This window comes from Streptomyces sp. NPDC041970 (assembly GCF_055588985.1).
Genome location: NZ_JBVJCD010000002.1, coordinates 145,416 through 161,734, shown reverse-complemented (window position 1 = coordinate 161,734; position 16,319 = coordinate 145,416). Strand labels below are relative to the sequence as shown.

13 protein-coding genes are annotated in these 16,319 nt (G+C 75.0%); 10 read left to right on the top strand and 3 right to left on the bottom strand.

Annotated elements, in window-relative coordinates; all coding sequences use genetic code 11:
* Positions 1-62 precede the first annotated feature (62 nt).
* On the bottom strand, positions 63-941 hold the full coding sequence (locus ACZ6EJ_RS01985; protein WP_469263825.1) for a menaquinone biosynthetic enzyme MqnA/MqnD family protein: 879 nt from the start codon (positions 939-941) through the stop codon (positions 63-65).
* A gap of 328 nt (positions 942-1,269) precedes the next feature.
* Here ACZ6EJ_RS01985 and ACZ6EJ_RS01980 point away from each other — a divergent pair, with 328 nt between their 5' ends.
* The 4 genes from ACZ6EJ_RS01980 to ACZ6EJ_RS01965 all read left to right on the top strand — a co-directional run bounded on the left by ACZ6EJ_RS01980 (position 1,270) and on the right by ACZ6EJ_RS01965 (position 5,743).
* Positions 1,270-1,473, top strand: coding sequence for a cold-shock protein (locus tag ACZ6EJ_RS01980; protein WP_327176284.1), 204 nt, complete (start codon positions 1,270-1,272; stop codon positions 1,471-1,473).
* A 362-nt stretch (positions 1,474-1,835) separates the two neighbouring features.
* Positions 1,836-4,790: an SARP-family global regulator AfsR gene (afsR, locus tag ACZ6EJ_RS01975; RefSeq protein ID WP_469263823.1), complete on the top strand. Its 2,955-nt coding sequence runs from the start codon at positions 1,836-1,838 to the stop codon at positions 4,788-4,790.
* A 203-nt stretch (positions 4,791-4,993) separates the two neighbouring features.
* Positions 4,994-5,170, top strand: coding sequence for a hypothetical protein (locus ACZ6EJ_RS01970; RefSeq protein WP_469263822.1), 177 nt, complete (start codon positions 4,994-4,996; stop codon positions 5,168-5,170).
* Between the two features lie 234 nt (positions 5,171-5,404).
* Positions 5,405-5,743, top strand: coding sequence for a hypothetical protein (locus tag ACZ6EJ_RS01965; protein ID WP_469263820.1), 339 nt, complete (start codon positions 5,405-5,407; stop codon positions 5,741-5,743).
* Between the two features lie 9 nt (positions 5,744-5,752).
* On the opposite strand, the gene afsK is transcribed toward ACZ6EJ_RS01965, so the two are convergent.
* Positions 5,753-8,146: a protein serine/threonine kinase AfsK gene (afsK, locus tag ACZ6EJ_RS01960; RefSeq protein ID WP_469263819.1), complete on the bottom strand. Its 2,394-nt coding sequence runs from the start codon at positions 8,144-8,146 to the stop codon at positions 5,753-5,755.
* Positions 8,147-8,498: 352 nt separating this feature from the next.
* Positions 8,499-9,308 carry a VOC family protein gene (locus tag ACZ6EJ_RS01955; protein ID WP_469263817.1) on the bottom strand — a complete coding sequence of 270 codons (810 nt, stop codon included), beginning with the start codon at positions 9,306-9,308 and terminating at the stop codon, positions 8,499-8,501.
* A 333-nt stretch (positions 9,309-9,641) separates the two neighbouring features.
* Between ACZ6EJ_RS01955 and ACZ6EJ_RS01950 the strand changes: the two genes are divergently transcribed.
* From ACZ6EJ_RS01950 to ACZ6EJ_RS01925, 6 genes are all read left to right on the top strand, one after another.
* Positions 9,642-10,289: a TetR family transcriptional regulator gene (locus ACZ6EJ_RS01950; RefSeq protein ID WP_469263815.1), complete on the top strand. Its 648-nt coding sequence runs from the start codon at positions 9,642-9,644 to the stop codon at positions 10,287-10,289.
* A 166-nt stretch (positions 10,290-10,455) separates the two neighbouring features.
* On the top strand, positions 10,456-11,130 hold the full coding sequence (locus tag ACZ6EJ_RS01945) for a pyridoxine/pyridoxamine 5'-phosphate oxidase (protein WP_469263814.1): 675 nt from the start codon (positions 10,456-10,458) through the stop codon (positions 11,128-11,130).
* A 314-nt stretch (positions 11,131-11,444) separates the two neighbouring features.
* Positions 11,445-12,353, top strand: coding sequence for a zinc metalloprotease HtpX (htpX, locus tag ACZ6EJ_RS01940; RefSeq protein WP_469263812.1), 909 nt, complete (start codon positions 11,445-11,447; stop codon positions 12,351-12,353).
* 72 nt (positions 12,354-12,425) lie between these two features.
* Positions 12,426-13,010: a PspA-associated protein PspAB gene (gene pspAB / locus ACZ6EJ_RS01935; RefSeq protein WP_469263811.1), complete on the top strand. Its 585-nt coding sequence runs from the start codon at positions 12,426-12,428 to the stop codon at positions 13,008-13,010.
* A gap of 583 nt (positions 13,011-13,593) precedes the next feature.
* Positions 13,594-15,471 (top strand): NAD(P)/FAD-dependent oxidoreductase, encoded by a 1,878-nt coding sequence (locus ACZ6EJ_RS01930; RefSeq protein ID WP_469263810.1) that lies wholly within the window; start codon positions 13,594-13,596, stop codon positions 15,469-15,471.
* The gene (locus tag ACZ6EJ_RS01925) at positions 15,468-16,307 is read left to right on the top strand and encodes a class I SAM-dependent methyltransferase (protein ID WP_469263808.1); all 840 of its coding nucleotides are present in this window, start codon (positions 15,468-15,470) and stop codon (positions 16,305-16,307) included. The genes ACZ6EJ_RS01930 and ACZ6EJ_RS01925 overlap by 4 nt, the downstream gene beginning before the upstream one ends.
* Positions 16,308-16,319 lie beyond the last annotated feature (12 nt).

Sequence of the window (16,319 nt, the reverse complement as noted above, 5' to 3'; positions counted from 1 at the left end):
GCGCCCGGCGGCCGAAACGCGAACGCGGCGCATTCGCCGTTCATTCCCCGCCCGGCCCCGGCTCAGCCGCCGAGCAGCTCCACGTGGACGTCCGCCGGATATCCGGTGTCGCGGCCCGTCCGGCGGGCGAACTCGCGGACGCCGGCCAACTGGTCGGGGCCGAAGCGGAAGTCCAGCGTCGTGAAGTACCGCTCCAGCACCTGCGCGTCGAAGGTCTCCCAGCGGGCCGCCTGCTCCGCGACCTTGGCGACCTCCTCCAGCGAGAGGTCGCGGGAGGCGAGGAACGCCTCGTGGACCTGGGCCGTCTCCTCGGGCCGCGCGGCCAGGAAGTCCTTGCGGGCCGCCCAGACGGCGAAGACGAACGGCAGCCCCGTCCACTCCTTCCACATCTGCCCCAGGTCGTGGACCTGGAGCCCCAGCCGGGGGGCGTCGTGCAGGTTGGCGCGGAGCGCGGCGTCGCCGATGAGCACGGCGGCCTCGGCCTCCCGCATCATCAGCCCCAGGTCGGGCGGGCAGGTGTAGTAGTCGGGCCGCACCCCGTAGCGCTCGGCGAGGAGGAGTTGGGCCAGGCGCACGGAGGTGCGGGAGGTGGAGCCGAGCGCCACGCGGGCCCGGTCGAGCTCCTCCAGCGGGCGCTGGGAGACGATCACGCAGGACATGACGGGGCCGTCGCAGCCGACCGCGATGTCGGGGAAGGCCACCAGGTCGTCGGCGTTGCGCAGGTACTCGACGAGGGTGACCGGGCCGATGTCCAGGTCCCCCCTGATCAACTGCTCGCTCAGCCGCTCCGGGGTGTCCTTGGACAGCTCCAGGTCGAGCAGGGTCCCCGTCCGCGCCAGGCCCCAGTACAGCGGCAGGCAGTTCAGGAACTGGATGTGGCCGACGCGGGGCCGGCTGCGACGGTCGTCGCCTGAGCGGGGGGAGACGGTTGAATTGTCCACATCGCGAGGCTAGACCCGCCCCCGCGCACCACCGCCACCGGGGCGTCGCGCCCCCTCTCCCGGCCGTACGCCCCCCTCGTCGCACGCCCTTGCGCGGCCGCCGCGGGCCGGTGCGGCGAAACGGCCGACAGGGCCGTCAAACATTCGAGTGAGGTGATCTTTCCCTCTACCGCTCGCCGGAGGCCGCGTGCTAGGCTCGTCCGCAAGTTGCAGTTTGGTTTCCCTTGCAGTACAGAGCCTGCGGAGCATGTAACCCGCAGGCTTTTGTAGTATTCAGACTTGTTTGCAGGTTCTGGAGCAGGGCAACCCTTTGGCCCAAGGAGGGCTTATGGCTACCGGAACCGTCAAGTGGTTCAACGCTGAAAAGGGCTTCGGCTTCATCGCCCAGGACGGCGGCGGCCCGGATGTCTTCGTTCACTACTCCGCGATCAACGCGTCCGGGTTCCGCTCCCTCGAGGAGAACCAGGTCGTGAACTTCGACGTCACTCAGGGACCCAAGGGTCCGCAGGCTGAGAACGTCACCCCGGTCTAGTTGCCCTGGGTCGGCCGATCGCGGCCGTTTCTCGCAGTACCCAAGGAGCCCCGCTCCCCCGCATCGGCGGGGGAGCGGGGCTCCTGCCCGTGGGGGGGGTCGCCGGCGCTCCCGGTTGACGTTCCGTCAGCGTCCGTACGGGCCCCGCCGTTCCCCGATCGTTGCCCGGGGCCGGTGCGGAGCGTCGCCCACTGCTGACGCGCCCGCCCGCGACAAGGCAGACTGTTGAGCGCGATACCAGCGGTACCGAGCCATCCGGAGGCATCTCGCGCCACGAGGCACAGGCGGCCATGCGGGCGCGGGCGGCACGGGCAGGGCCGCGGACGAGCGGGACCGGCAGGCGAGCAGGACAGGGGGCATCAATGGACCGTGACGACGGGCCACGCGTGCGCGTACCGGAGCAGCGTGCTCCGGAGAAACCGGGTACGGCCGGCGCCCTGAGGTTCACCGTGCTCGGACCCGTACGGGCCTGGCGGGGCGCGGAAGCCCTGCCCCCCGGATCGCCCCAGCAACGCGCCCTGCTGACCGCCCTGTTGCTGCGCGAGGGGCGCACCGCCACCGCGGGCGAGCTGATCGACGCGTTCTGGGGGGAGGACCCGCCCTCGCAGGCGCTCGCCACCATCCGGACGTACGCCTCCCGGTTGCGCAAGATCCTGGGGCCCGACGCGCTGGTCACCGAGTCGGGCGGGTACGCGCTCCACGTCGAGCGCGGCGCGCTCGACCTCACCCTGGCGCAGGACCTCGCCGCCGAGGCCGAGAAGGCCCGCGCGAGCGGCGACCGCGGGCAGGCCCGCGCCCTGATCACCAAGGTGCTGGGACTGTGGGACGGCGAGGCGCTGGCCTCGGTGCCCGGCCCGTACGCGGAGAACCAGCGCACCCGGCTGGAGGAGTGGCGCCTGTCACTCACCGAGACCCGGCTCGACCTGGACCTGGAGGTCGGCTGCCACGCCGAGGCCGTCTCCGAACTGACCGCGCTCACCGCGGCGCACCCGCTGCGCGAGCGGTTGCGCGAGCTGCTGATGGTGGCCCTCTACCGCAGCGGCCGGCAGGCCGAGGCGCTCGCCGTGTACGCCGACACCCGCCGGCTCCTCGCGGAGGAGCTGGGCGTGGACCCGCGCCCCGAGCTGTCCCAGCTCCAGCAGCGCATCCTGCGGGCCGACGAGGAGCTGGCCCGCCCCGCCGACGAGGCGGCCCCGGCCGCCACCCCGCGCCGGCCCGCCCAGCTCCCGGCGACGGTGCCCGACTTCACCGGCCGGTCCGCGTTCGTGACCGAGCTGGGCGACCGGCTCGCCACCGCCGCGAGCCCGGTGATGGCCGTCTCCGCGGTGGCCGGGATCGGCGGGGTCGGCAAGACGACCCTGGCGGTGCACGTCGCCCACCAGGCCCGCCCGCACTTCCCGGACGGCCAGCTCTACGTCGACCTCCAGGGGGCCGGGGCCAGGGCCGCCGAACCGGAGACGGTGCTCGGCTCGTTCCTGCGCGCGCTCGGGACCCCGGACTCGGCGATCCCGGACACGCTGGACGAACGGGCCGCGCTCTACCGCTCGACGCTGGACGGCCGCCGCGTCCTGATCCTCCTGGACAACGCGCACGACGCCGCCCAGATCCGCCCGCTGCTGCCCGGCACGCCGGGGTGCGCGGCCCTGGTGACGAGCCGGGTGCGGATGGTGGACCTGGCCGGGGCGCACCTGGTGGACCTGGACGTGATGTCGCCGGAGGAGGCGCTGCAGCTCTTCACCCGGATCGTGGGCGCCGAGCGGGTCACCGCGGAGCGCGAGGCCGCGCTGGACGTGGTGGCCGCGTGCGGCTTCCTCCCCCTGGCGATCCGCATCGCCGCCTCCCGGCTCGCCGCCCGCCGCACCTGGACGGTCTCCGTCCTCGCCGCCAAGCTCGCGGACGAGCGCCGCCGCCTGGACGAGCTGCAGGCGGGCGACCTCGCGGTGAAGGCCACGTTCGAACTCGGCTACGGCCAACTGGAGCCGGCCCAGGCCCGCGCCTTCCGCCTGCTGGGCCTCGCGGACGGCCCCGACGTCTCCCTCGCCGCGGCGGCGGCCCTGCTGGACCTGGAGCCGCACGCGGCGGAGGACCTCCTGGAGGCCCTGGTCGACACGAGTCTGGTGGAGTCGGCCGCTCCGGGCCGCTACCGCTACCACGACCTGGTGCGGCTCTACGCGCGTGCGTGCGCGGAGCGCGACGAGGAGCCGCGCGCACGGGAGGGGGCGCTGTCGCGGCTGCTGGACTTCTACCTCGCCACGGCCGTGGGGGTGTACGCGCTGGAGCGGCCGGGCGACCGGCTGACGGACCACCGCGAGCCGACCCAGTACCCCGGCCTGGGCTTCGCCGACCGGCACAGCGCGCAGGACTGGCTGTACACGGAGGCCAACGCGCTTCTGGCCTGCGTACGCCAGACGTCGTCGGCGGGGGCGGTGCGCCGGGCCGTCGATCTGCTGTGGGCCACCAAGGACCTCGCGGAGTCGGGGGCCAACTCCAAGCAGTACGAGGCCGCGGCGATCACCATGCGCGACCTGGCCCGGTCCAGCGGCGACGCGTGGGCCGAGGGCCGCGCCCTGATCACGCTCACCAACGCCCGGCTGGTCGCCGGCCGGTTCGACCAGGCCGAGCGGGACGCCCAGCGCGCCCTGCGGCTCGCCCGCGCGGTGAACGACCCGCTGGCGAGCTGCTGGGCCCCCAACGACCTCGGCGTCATCGCGGTGTACCAGAACCGCCACGCGGACGGCGAGGCCCACCTCAAGCAGGCCATCGCCCGTTTCCGCGCCGACGGCAACCGGCCGGGCGAGGCGAGCGCCCTGTGCAACCTCTCCCGCATCCACCTCGCGATGGGGCACACCGCGAGCGCGGTGGCCCTCGCGCAGCGGGGCATCGACATCTACGACGCGCTGGGCCACGCGCTGCGCGGGGCGAACGGGCGGTACGCTCTGGGGCTGGCGCTGACCCGGACCGGGGCGTACGCCGACGCGACCGACCAGTTGCACGAGGCGCTGGCCGTCTTCCGGGACAGCCGGCAGCGGCTGTGGGAGGGCATGGCGACGTTCCGCCTGGCGGAGGTGGACCTGGCGGCCGGGGTCCCGGCGCAGGCCGCCGCCAAGGCCGAACAGGCGCTCGTCGTCCTGCGCGGCATCGGCGGGGAGTGGCGGCGCGGCAACGTGCTGACCGTCCTGGGCCAGGCCCTGAGCGGGATAGGGCAGCCGGGCCGGGCGCAGGTGTGCTGGCGTGAGGCGCTGGACATCTTCGAGGCGCTCGACTCGCCCGAGGCGGCGGCCGTGCGGACGCTGATGTCCTCGACGCTGCCCGCCTGAGACCGCGGCGCGCGTTCATCATTCGTTTATCGCGGCCCGCGATTCTCGTACCAGTCGATCCGTCGCGTCGGGGGGCAGACGGGCCGGCGTTGGCCGCAACGGTACGTTGAACGGCCAGATGTCATCCGCCCGGCGACCCACGGGGGAGTTGCCGGGCGGGCCCGTCCCGTCCGAGCACAGCTATTCAGGGAGCTGAGAACGCTATGAGCGATGCGAAGAAGAAGCCGGTCATCGAGCCGCTCGACAACCACGCCACCGGTGGAGTGGCCCAGCCGCTCGACAACCACGCCACCGGCGGGGTGCTGAAGCCGCTGGACGGCCACGCCACCGGCGAGGTGGCCCAGCCGCTCGACAACCACGCCACGGGCGAACCCGCCTAGACCATTTCCGAGGGGGGACGGGGGAAGCGGTCGCGGCGACGCCGAGGGGGAGCCGCCGCGACCGCTGTACGGGGGAGAGTGTGAGGGGCCCGAGCCGGGGGACGAGCTCGGGCCCCTCCCGCGTGCCGGGGGCCCCGCCGGCCGGGAGCGCGGGGCCGGGCCGCGTGGCAGGGGTGATCGTCCGGGCGTAGCGTCGAGGCCGGGGGCTGTCCGCGTACGCCGTGGGAGGCGACGATGATCCGCAACGTCCTGGCCGCCCTCGCCGTCCTCACCGGGGCGGCGGCCGCCGTGCTGGGCCCGCTCCGCGCGTGGCGGGCCGGGCGGCGCTCCGTCCGGCGCGCGCGGGTCCGACGGCGCGGGCCGGTGCGGCCGTACGCGGCGCCGGGGCCGGAGGACGCCGACGTCTGGCCGCCCACCCGCGAGCCGGGGATGTCCGTGCACACGTCGCCGGAGCCGGAGCCCGAGCCGGAGCCGTACACCGGCCCCGACCCCCGCGAGCCCCCCACGCCCCCGGAGTCCGACCCCCGCGACCCCGTGCACCCGCCGCATCCGCCGCCTCCCCCGCAGGGGTGACGGGCCCGGTCAGGCGCGGGCCCTGTTGCCGGTGCCGGTGCCCTTGAGCGCGTCCAGGGCGTAGACGCAGCGGTCCTTGCTGCACGCGTAGACGACGCCCGCCTGCACGACCGGCGAGCCCGTGATCTCGCCGCCGGTGGCGAGCTTCCACCGCAACTGGCCGCCCGCCGCGTCCAGGGTGTACAGCACGTGGTCGGCGGAGCCGAAGTGCACCCGGCCCTCGGCCACGACCGGTGCGCCGACCACGTCGCCGCCCGCCGCGAAGCGCCACTTCGGGGTGCCGGTGACCGCGTCCAGGGTGTAGAGCGCGCTGCCGCTGCCGACGTGCACGTTGCCCACCGCGACCAGCACCGGTTCGATGGAGGCGCGGGCCTCCGTGGCGATCCGCCAGCGGTCCTTGCCGGTCGTCGCGTCCAGCGCGTACACCGTGCCGAGGTAGTCCGCGAGGTACACCCCGCCGCCGGTCACCGCGGGGCCGGGCGCGAACGCGGGCGGCGACAGGAAGACGGCCGGGGCCTCGAAGTGCCAGCGCACCCGGCCCGAGCCGGTCTCCATCGCCACGACGCGGGTGCCCGCCGCGACGTAGACGAAGCCGTCGGGCGCGGGGGTGACCCGGACCGGGACGCCGCCGCAGGAGGCGGTGTCGCCGATGGGGTACGACCAGCGCTCGATGCCGGTGCGGGCGTCCAGCGCGCGGAGCCGGGCGTCCTGCCAGACGTACACGGTCCCGTCGTGGATGACCGGGCCGGCCTCCGCCGTCTCGAAGTCGCTCTGCGCGCCGGTGACCTCCCACAGCATCTCGCCGTTGGACGCCTCGCGGCCCTGGACGCCGCCGCCGCGGGTGGCGGTCAGGACCGTGCCCCGGTCGACCTTGACCGCGTACACCCACGCGTCGCTCCGGACCCGCCAGCGCTCGTCGCCGGTCAGGGCGTCCAGGGCGTACAGCGACGGGCCGTCCGACGCGTGGATGCGGCCGCCCTCGACGGCCATCGCCCAGGCCACGTCGCGGGTCTTGAACTGGCGCCGCCCGTTGCCCACGTCCAGCGCGTGGACCTCGAAGGACGTCACGTACAGCAGGTCACCGGAGACGACGGGCGTCCCCCACACGTCGTTGGACATGCGGAACCGCCAGGGCCGCCAGCGGTCCGGGGCGGCGGGCGCGGCGTCGGGGGCGGGGGCCGGCGCCGGGACGGGCGCGGCCGGGGCCGTCGTGGCGTTCAGCCCGCCGGGCGGGCGCACCCAGCCGGTCGCGGCGGCCGGGTGCGCGGCGGCGGCCCCGCGCCCCTCCCCCGCACGCGGTCCGGGGCCGATCGGGGCCTTGGCGCCGGGCAGGTGGACCGGCCCGGCGTCGGAGGGCGGCGCCACCGCCTGGGACACGGGCGGGGTGAGCGGGGAGGGCGAGCTCAGCTCGCCCCCGCCGCGCCAGGCGGTGTCACCGTGGGCCGGGGCCCCCGGCGGCCGCGACGGCGGGGGCGGGGGCGTGAGCACGGCGGGCTGGGCGGTGCGTCCGCCGCCCCGGCGGCGCTCGATCATCGCGGTCGCCGAGGTCGGCAGCCAGGCGGAGGCGGTCCCGCTGTCGTCGCCGCCGGCGGCGAAGAGGTGCGGGGCGAGCTGGGCCTGGAGGTCGGCGGGGGTGGGGCGCTGGGCGGGGTCCTTCTGCATACAGGACTCGATCAGCGGCCGCAGGTCCTCGGGCAGCCCCTCGGTGTCGGGGCTCTCCCGCAGGAGCATGAACACGGTCTCGACCGGGTTGGCGCCCCGGTAGGGGGCGTGCCCGGTGGCGGCGAAGACGAGCGTGGAGCCCAGCGAGAAGACGTCGCTGGCCCCGGTGACGCTGCGGGAGTCGCGGGCCTGCTCGGGCGACATGTAGGCGGGGGTGCCGACGGCGACGTTCGTCATGGTCAGGCGGGTGTTGGAGACGCCGGACGCGATGCCGAAGTCGATCACGCGGGGCCCGTCCTCGACGACGAGGACGTTGGACGGCTTGAGGTCCCGGTGGACGAGGCCCGCCCCGTGGATGGACTGCAGGGCCTCCGCGATGCCGGCGGCCAGCCAGCGCACGGCCTGGGTCGGCATGGGCCCGCACTCGCTGACTATCTCCTCGAGCGAGGGCGCGGGCACGTAGGCGGTGGCGAGCCAGGGCACCGCCGCGCGCGGATCGGCGTCGACCACGGCCGCGGTGTAGAACCCGCTGACGGCGCGGGCGGCCTCGACCTCGCGCGTGAACCGGACGCGGAACAACTGGTCCTCGGCCAACTCGGTCCGCACGGTCTTGATCGCCACCCGCCGCCCGGACGCCGAGCGGGCCAGATAGACCAGCCCCATGCCGCCGGCGCCGAGCCGTCCGAGCACCTCGAACGGGCCGATCCGTCTCGGGTCGTGCTGCGTAAGCTGCTCCACCACGTACCTGCCACCTCCCCGTACGGACCTCGGCGACGAGGTCCGCTTATTACCGCCCGGTCGATTCCCGCCCTGCTCAGCGTCTCACCACCGGGCCTCACCTGGCGGCGCGCACCCTGATTCTTCCTGGCGCGGGCCCCGGTTGCGAACCGGGGCGGACGGGTGTCGCGCGCCGCTGCCGGATTCCTGTGCATAAGGGCGGTCTTCGGGACCGCGACCGGCCCGGTGGGGGCGGCCCGACCCTCGGGGGGCGGCGCGGCCCGCTCCCGGTCCGGGGCCGCCCGCGCACGGGGAGCGGGCGGGGCCGGGTCCGGAGGGGCTGCGGGCTCCTGCGGTGGCGGCCCCTCGCGGCGGGCTAGGGGAGCGGTCCGTCGGGCTGGAGCACCGCGAAGGCGGCCCCCTGGTCGTCGTGGAGGACCGCCGTCCGGCCGTACGGGACGGTGGCGGGCGGCCGGGTGATCCGGCCGCCGAGCCGTACGGCGCGTTCGGCGGTGGCGTCGCAGTCGGCGACGGCGAAGTAGACGAGGAAGTGGCTCGGCATCTCGGCCGGGAGCGCGTCCGTGATGACGCTGCGGCCGCCGACCGCCGTGCCCGGTCCCGGTCCGGCGCCCTCGGGGGTCCACACCCGGAAGTCGACCAGCGCCTCCGCGGCGTCGCGGACGTTGCGGCCCGGTGCGTCCGGGTCGGTGGCGCGGAAGCCGAGGACCTGCTCGTAGAAGGGGTCCACCCGCTCCGGCAGGCGGGTGTACACCTCGGTCCAGCAGAAGGAGTCGGGTTCGTTCCGCTTCTCGAAGCCGCCGCGCTCCTCGGCCTGCCAGAGGCCGAAGACCGCGCCGCCGGGGTCGGCGGCCTGCGCCGTGATCGCGGCCCGACCGGCCCGGACCGGTTCGGTGATCACCTGGCCGCCGTGTTCGCGGACCGAGGCGACGGTGGCCCGGATGTCGTCGGTGGCGAAGTGGACGCCCCAGGCGGTGGGCAGCCGTCCGTCCTTCTTGGCGGCGAGTCCCGCGACCAGGCGGCCGTCGCTGAGCGCGTCCGCGAAGGGCATCCCGTCGCCCGCCCGGAAGGTCCAGCCGAAGAGTCCGCCGTAGAAGCGCTTGCCCGCTTCCAGGTCGGAGAGCTGCACGTCCGCCCAGCACGGAGCGGAGTGGGCGAATGCGGCCATGGGACCGGGTCCTTCCGTAGCAGTGACGCCCGTCACAGTCAACGTAGCGTCGGGGCGGGTGCCGCGCGCCCCGGCGTCCGCCGGACGCGTCCGGCGGGAACATGCGCCCGAGGGGCGAGGGCCGGACGCTTGAGGGGGACGGAAGTTGTCCACCGGTGTTGTCCACAGGCTGTTGATAACACTTTCGCCGCGCGGCGCTTCCGGCTCCGCCACCCCCGTAACCCCTGGCCGAAAAGCATCGCCTCTGCCCGTGCGCACCCCGCCGATCCTGGGGCGTTCCCCATTTGCAGTCGGCCGAATCGCGCTCCCACCCCCCGTCGGTAAGCTGACGGCATGACAGGACAAGTGCGCACCGTCGACGGCCGCGTGGCCGGTCGACGCGGTCAGGCGACGCGGCAGAAGCTGCTCGACTGTCTCAGCGAGATGCTCAGCTCCTCGCCGTACCGGGACGTCAAAGTCATCGACGTCGCCCGGAAGGCGGGGACTTCACCCGCGACTTTCTACCAGTACTTCCCCGACGTCGAAGGCGCCGTCCTCGACCTCGCCGAGGAGGTCGCCAAGGAGGGCGCCGGCCTGACCGAACTGGTCGCCGGGCGCTCCTGGGTCGGCAAGGCCGGCTGGCAGACGTCCGAGCAACTGGTCGAGGGATTCCTCGACTTCTGGCGGCACAACGAAGCGATCCTCCGGGTGATCGACCTGGGCGCGGCCGAGGGGGACAAGCGGTTCTACAAGATCCGCATGAAGATCCTGAACTCCGTCACCGGCTCCCTCGCCGACTCCGTGAAGGAGTTGCAGAGCAAGGGCAAGGTCGACAAGGACGTCAGCCCGGCGGCGGTGGCGGGCTCCCTGGTCGTGATGCTGGCCGGGGTCGCCTCGCACCAGAAGGGCTTCACCACCTGGGGGGTGAAGCAGGCCGAACTCAAGCCCAACCTCGCCCTGTTGGTGCATCTCGGCATCACCGGCAAGAAGCCGGCGAAGTAGCCCGCCCGGCACCGCCCCCCTCGCCGGGCGGCCTCCCGCCGGGCCGCCCCCGTCCTGTCTCGCCGACGGCGGACCACCGCGCATCCCGCCCGTGGTCCGCCGTCGGCGTTCCCGCACCCGCCGGGCAGGGGGGCCGCGCGGACGCGTCCTGCGGTGCAATGGCCCCATGAGCGATACGCCCGGCCACCGCGCCTTCCTCGACCTCCTGCACGCCCAACGCGTCCGGGACGCCGACCTGCCCGCCTTCGATCCGGCCGCCGCGCCGCCGACGCCGCTGCCCCTGTTCCACGCCTGGTTCGCCGAGGCCGTCGCCGCCGGGCAGCCCGAGCCGCACACCATGCACCTGGCCACCGCCGACGCGGCGGGCCTCCCCGACGTACGCGCGCTGGTGCTGCACGACGCGGACGAGCGGGGCTGGCACTTCGCCACCCACGCCACCAGCGCCAAGGGCTGCCAGCTCGCCGCCCGCCCGTACGCCGCGCTCAACTTCTCCTGGGCGACGCGGGGGCGGCAGGTGCGCGTCCGGGGCCCGGTCGCCCCCTGCACCCCCGCCGAGAGCCGCGCCGATCTGCGCGCCCGCTCCACCGGGGCCCTGGCCGCCGCCCTGACCGGGGCGCAGAGCGAGCCCGTCGGCTCGGTGGCGGAGCTGCACCGGGCGGCGGACGCGGCCTGGGAGCGGGCCCGGACGGACCCGGACGCCGAGGCCCCGACCTGGACGCGGTACGTGGTCGAACCGGCCGAGGTGGAGTTCTACCAGGGCGACGCGAGGCGGCGGCACGTACGGCTGCGCTACCGCCGCACCGGGGCCGAGGACTGGAGGCGGGAGCTGCTCTGGCCCTGAGCGGCGGCGGGCCGGCTCACGCCGGGCGGCTTCGACACGAAGGGGCGCGCGTCCGGCGTACGCGGCCGCACACGACGGGCGGGGACGCGGGCCCGGCGTACGCGGCGGCACTCCACGCGGGCCCGGCGTACGCGGCGGCACCCGACGGGCCCGGCGTACGCGACCGCACACCACGCGGGCCCGGCGTACGCGGCGGGGCGCGGGCCCCGCGCGCGGGGCGGCTTCGGTCCGCGACGGGACCCGCCCGGTTCGGGCGAGAAAGGGGCACTATGGGAGGGGCGACGAGTGACAGGCGAGCCGTTGGGAGGCGCCCCATGCCACGAGCCCGTTCCCGCTACGCCCCCGACCGGGGCCTGACCGGTCGCATGGTCGTCACCATGTTCCTGATCGGCCTGCTCTACGTCGTCTTCGTGGGCGTGCTCCTCGCGGCCCTGCGCGGCTCCTGGCCGGTCGTCCTGATCATCGCGGGCGGGCTGTTCGTCGCCCAGTTCTGGTTCAGCGACCGCATCGCGGCGTACGGCATGGGGGCCCGCGAGGTCACGCCCGAGCAGGCCCCCGAGCTGCACGGGGCCATCGACCGGATCTGCGCGCTGGCGGACCTGCCCAAGCCGAGGGTGGCCGTCGCCGAGAGCGACGTGCCGAACGCGTTCGCCACCGGGCGCAACGAGAGGACCGCCCTGGTCTGCGCGACGACGGGGCTGCTGCGCCGCCTGGAGCCGGAAGAACTGGAAGGCGTCCTGGCGCACGAGCTGGCGCACGTCGCGCACCGGGACGTCGCCGTCATGACGATCGCCTCGTTCCTGGGGGTGATGGCGGGGGTCATCACCCGTGTGGCCCTGTGGGGCGGCTTCGCGCGCGGCAGGCCGAGCAACGACCCGGCGGGCGTGCTCCTGCTGCTGATCCCGCTGATCAGCGCCGTGGTGTACGCGGTCAGCTTCCTGCTGACCCGGTTGCTCTCCCGCTACCGCGAGCTGTCCGCCGACCGCGCCGCCGCCCTGCTCACCGGCCGCCCCTCCGCGCTCTCCTCCGCCCTGACGAAGGTCAGCGGGCAGATGGCCCGCATCCCGACCCGCGACCTGCGCAAGGCGGAGCCGTACAACGCCTTCTACTTCGTCCCGGCGTTCGCCTCGAAGGAGAGCCTGAGCCGGCTGTTCTCCTCGCACCCGACGCTGGAACAGCGCCTGGACCAGCTCTCCCGCATCTCCGCGGACCTGTCGCGGTGAGCGGACCGGTGGCGCCCCGCCGATGGGCCCGCCGTTCCGCCCCGTGGAAACACGCAGAAGGAGTCGTCTCCCGTGGGCCTGCTCGACGCGATCCTCGGCCGGAGCAAACCGGTCCGCCCCGATCTCGACCAGCTCTTCGCCGTGCCCTCCGCCGCCCTCACCCTCCAGGCGGCCACCGGCTTCGCCCCGACCGGCCGGGGCTCGGTCTGCTTCGCGGGGGTGGAGGGGGGCGGCTTCGCCCGGCTCCAGGAGGACGTGCGGGAGCTGCTGGACGCGGACACGGGGCGCGGGGGCGTCCCGGTGGAGTTCAGCCGGGACGCGTACGGCTACACCTGGCTGCTCGCCGACCACCCGGCCGACGACTCGGCCGCCCTGGTCAACGACCTGCACGCGGTCAACACCCTGCTCCAGGACGGCGGCTTCGGCCCGCACCTGCTCTGCTCGCTGATCGGCTTCCGGGACGCCGGGGGCCGCTCGCTGGCGCTGGTGTACCTCTACAAGCGGGGCTCGTTCTATCCGTTCGCCCCGCTGCCCGGCGCCGCCGACAAGCGGGACAACGCCCTGGAGCTCCAGGTCAGGGGCGTCCTCGGCGACGACCTGCGGGTGGAGCAGGACCTGTCCCGGTGGTTCCCGGTGTGGGGCGCGCCGGGGCTGTGACCGGGCGCGCCGGGCCGTCTCACCGGCGGACCGGGTTCGAGCGCTCCGCCCGTACGAGCAGTCCCGACATCCGGTCCCCCGGCGGTCCGTCCGGGGCGAGCGCCGGCCAGCGGGCCGGCGGTCCGTCCGGGGCGAGCGCCGGCCAGCGGGCGAACAGGGCGCGGAAGACGACGCACCCCGCCAGGCGGGCCGGCGGCGCGGGAGCACCTCCCGTACGGGATCGGCAGCCGCTGGTGCGTCGGCGAGGCGCCGGCCGACCTGGAGCTGTCGACCGCCCTGTCCACGCCCGTGGCGCGGTTCCACTCCGGCGTGGAGCACCTGGACCCGCTTCCCCGACGTGCGCACGACGCCGCTCCCGGCCCGCCCGCCCCTGGGTCCGCGGCCCCGCTGTGCGTCAACAACCGTACTGCATATGCCTGTTGATGGTGCGTCAGTCATGCCGCCGGCCCCGCTTCCGGGCGGTGGGGCACGTTCCGCCAGAGGTCCCGAGACGGAGTCCACCGCTATCCGGCCACCGGCGCCGTACGGCGTTTGACCGCCGGGACGGTTGGAAACTGACCCAGCAGCCTGCAGAGGAGGCCTCTTGCTGGTCCTGCTGGATCACCCGGTCCCGTCCTCCGTCGAACCGCTGCTGAACCATCCGAGCGTGCTCCACCGCCCCTCGCTCACCGCCCACGCGTACGCCCGCCGCGGCCGGGCGCTGGCTCGGGACCGCCCGGACGTCCTGCTCACCCGGTCGCTGCCCGCCGCCGCCGAGACGGCCGCCTGGAGTGCGGCGGCGGGAGGGCGCGCCCTCCTCGTCGTCCTCCTCCAGGAGGGCGGCGGGCTCGCGCCGGACGGGCAGGAGGACGGTGTACGCCCGCCGCCCGTGCCTCCTCCCGACGGCCCCCTGCCCGGAAGCGGCCCGGCCGTTCCCCGGCCGCGCGTGGTCGTCTGCCCGGCGGCCGGGGCCGACGAGCCCGCGGCGGAACGGTACGCCCGAGCGCTCGCCGCGGCCGAACACCGCCTGCTGGCCGAGCGGGTCGCCCCGGCGCTCGCCCGCCGCCCCGGCCCGGCCCGCGCGGAGGCGGGCTCGGTCGTCCTGGTGGGGGCCGGGGTGGTGAACCTGCTGACCGGGCTGCGGCTGCTCCGGGCCGGCCACCGGGTGGCGTTCTACGACAGCGGCCCCGACCCCCGGTCCGACGCGCCGTGGACGTCGTACGGGTGCAGCCGGGGCGGCGGCGACGCCCGGATGTTCACGCTCACCGAGGCCGACGGCTACTTCGGCAGCCCCGGCGGCGGGCCGGTGCCCTTCGCCCGGCCCGTCAAGGACCGGGGCTGGGGCCTGGCGGACCTGGCCCGGCTCGACCCGGCCGAACGGGCCTGGGTCGAGGACAACGCCCGCGTGCCGCACTGGCTGGCCCGGTCGTACACCGAGAGCGTCCTCGGGTACAACCTGCTGGCCGAGCGGCTCTGGCAGGAGCTCCGACGGGACGAGCCGGCGCTGTTCCACGGGGTCGGACTGCGGGAGGGCATCCTGCGGGTCTACAGCGACCCGGCCGTCCTGGCGGCCCACGTCGCACGCCAGCGGGCCCTGACGTCACGCCGCTTCGAGGTCCTGTCCGCCGACCGGGTGAGCGCCCGCCACCCGGCGCTGGCGGCGGCGCACCGGGCGGGGGCCTTCGTCGGCGGCCTGGTGGTGCAGGGGTTCACCGTGCAGGTGCACCGGTTCCTCGGCGTCCTGGCGGACACCGCGGAGCGGGCCGGGGCGGTGTTCCACTGGGAGCGGCCGGTGGACGGCCTCGTGCCGGGCGGGGGCGGCGCCCCGGACGGGATCAGGTGCGCGGACGGCGAGAGCGTCCGGGCCGACCACTACGTCCTCTCCCCCGGGGCCTACGGGGGCGCCCTGCTGCGCGGCACGGCCTCGGACGGGCTGATCCACGGCGTCGTCGGCGTCTGGCTCACCCTCCCCGACCCCGGCCGGGGGCTGCGCGACTCCCTGAAGATCAGCAGGAGCGGGCACACCGCCGCCGACGCCAACGTCACCGTGACCGAGGGCCCGGACGGCCGCCCCCTGCTCACCGTCGGGTCGGGTTACGGCTGGACGGGCGGCGATCCGCACAACATCGACCCCACCCAGCTCGAAGCGCTCCACGCGGCGGTCGACGACACGGCCGCCGCGTTCTTCCCCGACGCGTTCGACGCGGCCCGGCGGTCCGGTCTGCTGGCGGAGAGCAGGCGGTACTGCGTGCGGCCCTGGACCGCGTCGAGCCTGCCCGTGTTCGAGACCGCGAGAACCGCCCGAGGCGGCCTCCTGGTCGTCACCGGGGGCCACAACACCGGCGGTTTCGCACAGGCCCCCGTGACCGCCGACGCCGTTCGCGCGGCGCTCGCCGGAGAAAGCCATCCGATGCACACCGATTACCACCCGAACCGGCTCCGTATGTTCTACGGACGGAAGAATGCGAGGCTCCCGCGATGACGGACGCAGCGGCGACCAACGACGAGACGGCGTGGCAGCAGCGAGGCAGTTCCTTCGGTGACGGCGTCAGCGCCTACGAGAGCACGCGGCCGGGATATCCGGTCGAGAGCGTGCGGTGGATCCTCGGGACCGAACCGCTGGACGTCCTCGACCTCGGCGCGGGCACCGGCCTGCTCACCCGCGTCCTGACGGCCGAGGGGCACCGGACCTCGGCGGTCGAACCGGACGACGCGATGCGCGCCCGCATCACCGCGACCGCTCCGGGCGCCACGGCCCTGGCCGGCAGCGCCGAGCACATCCCGCTGCCCGACGCCAGCCTGGACGCGGTGCTGGTCAGCCACGCCTACCACTGGTTCGACCACGAGCCCGCCCACGCCGAGATGGCGCGCGTCCTGCGCCCCGGCGGGACGCTGGCGACCCTCTGGAACCTCCGCGACGAAGAGGTCCCGTGGTCGGCCCGGCTGTCGGAGATCCTCGCCGACGAGGACACCGGGGCCGACCCGAGCACGCCCGCGGCGATCATGCTGCACGGCGCGCTGGAGGCGCTGCGCACCCAGGACGACCAGTGGCTCACCGGATGGCTGCGGGACCCGTCCTTCGGGCCGGAGTTCGGCCCCGTCGAGCAGGGGTTCTTCCCGCACTCCGAACCGAAGACGATCGAATCCCTGCTCACGCTCATCACGTCCCGGTCGTATTACCTGACGTCTCCCCCGGAACGGCGCCGGGAGATCGAGGAACGCATCCGCGAACTCGCCGCCGAATTCCCGGAACTGAAGAACGGCAACACCTTCGAGCTACCCTACGTGACGGTGGTCTTCACCACGGTCCGCCGCTGACGGCCCGTACCC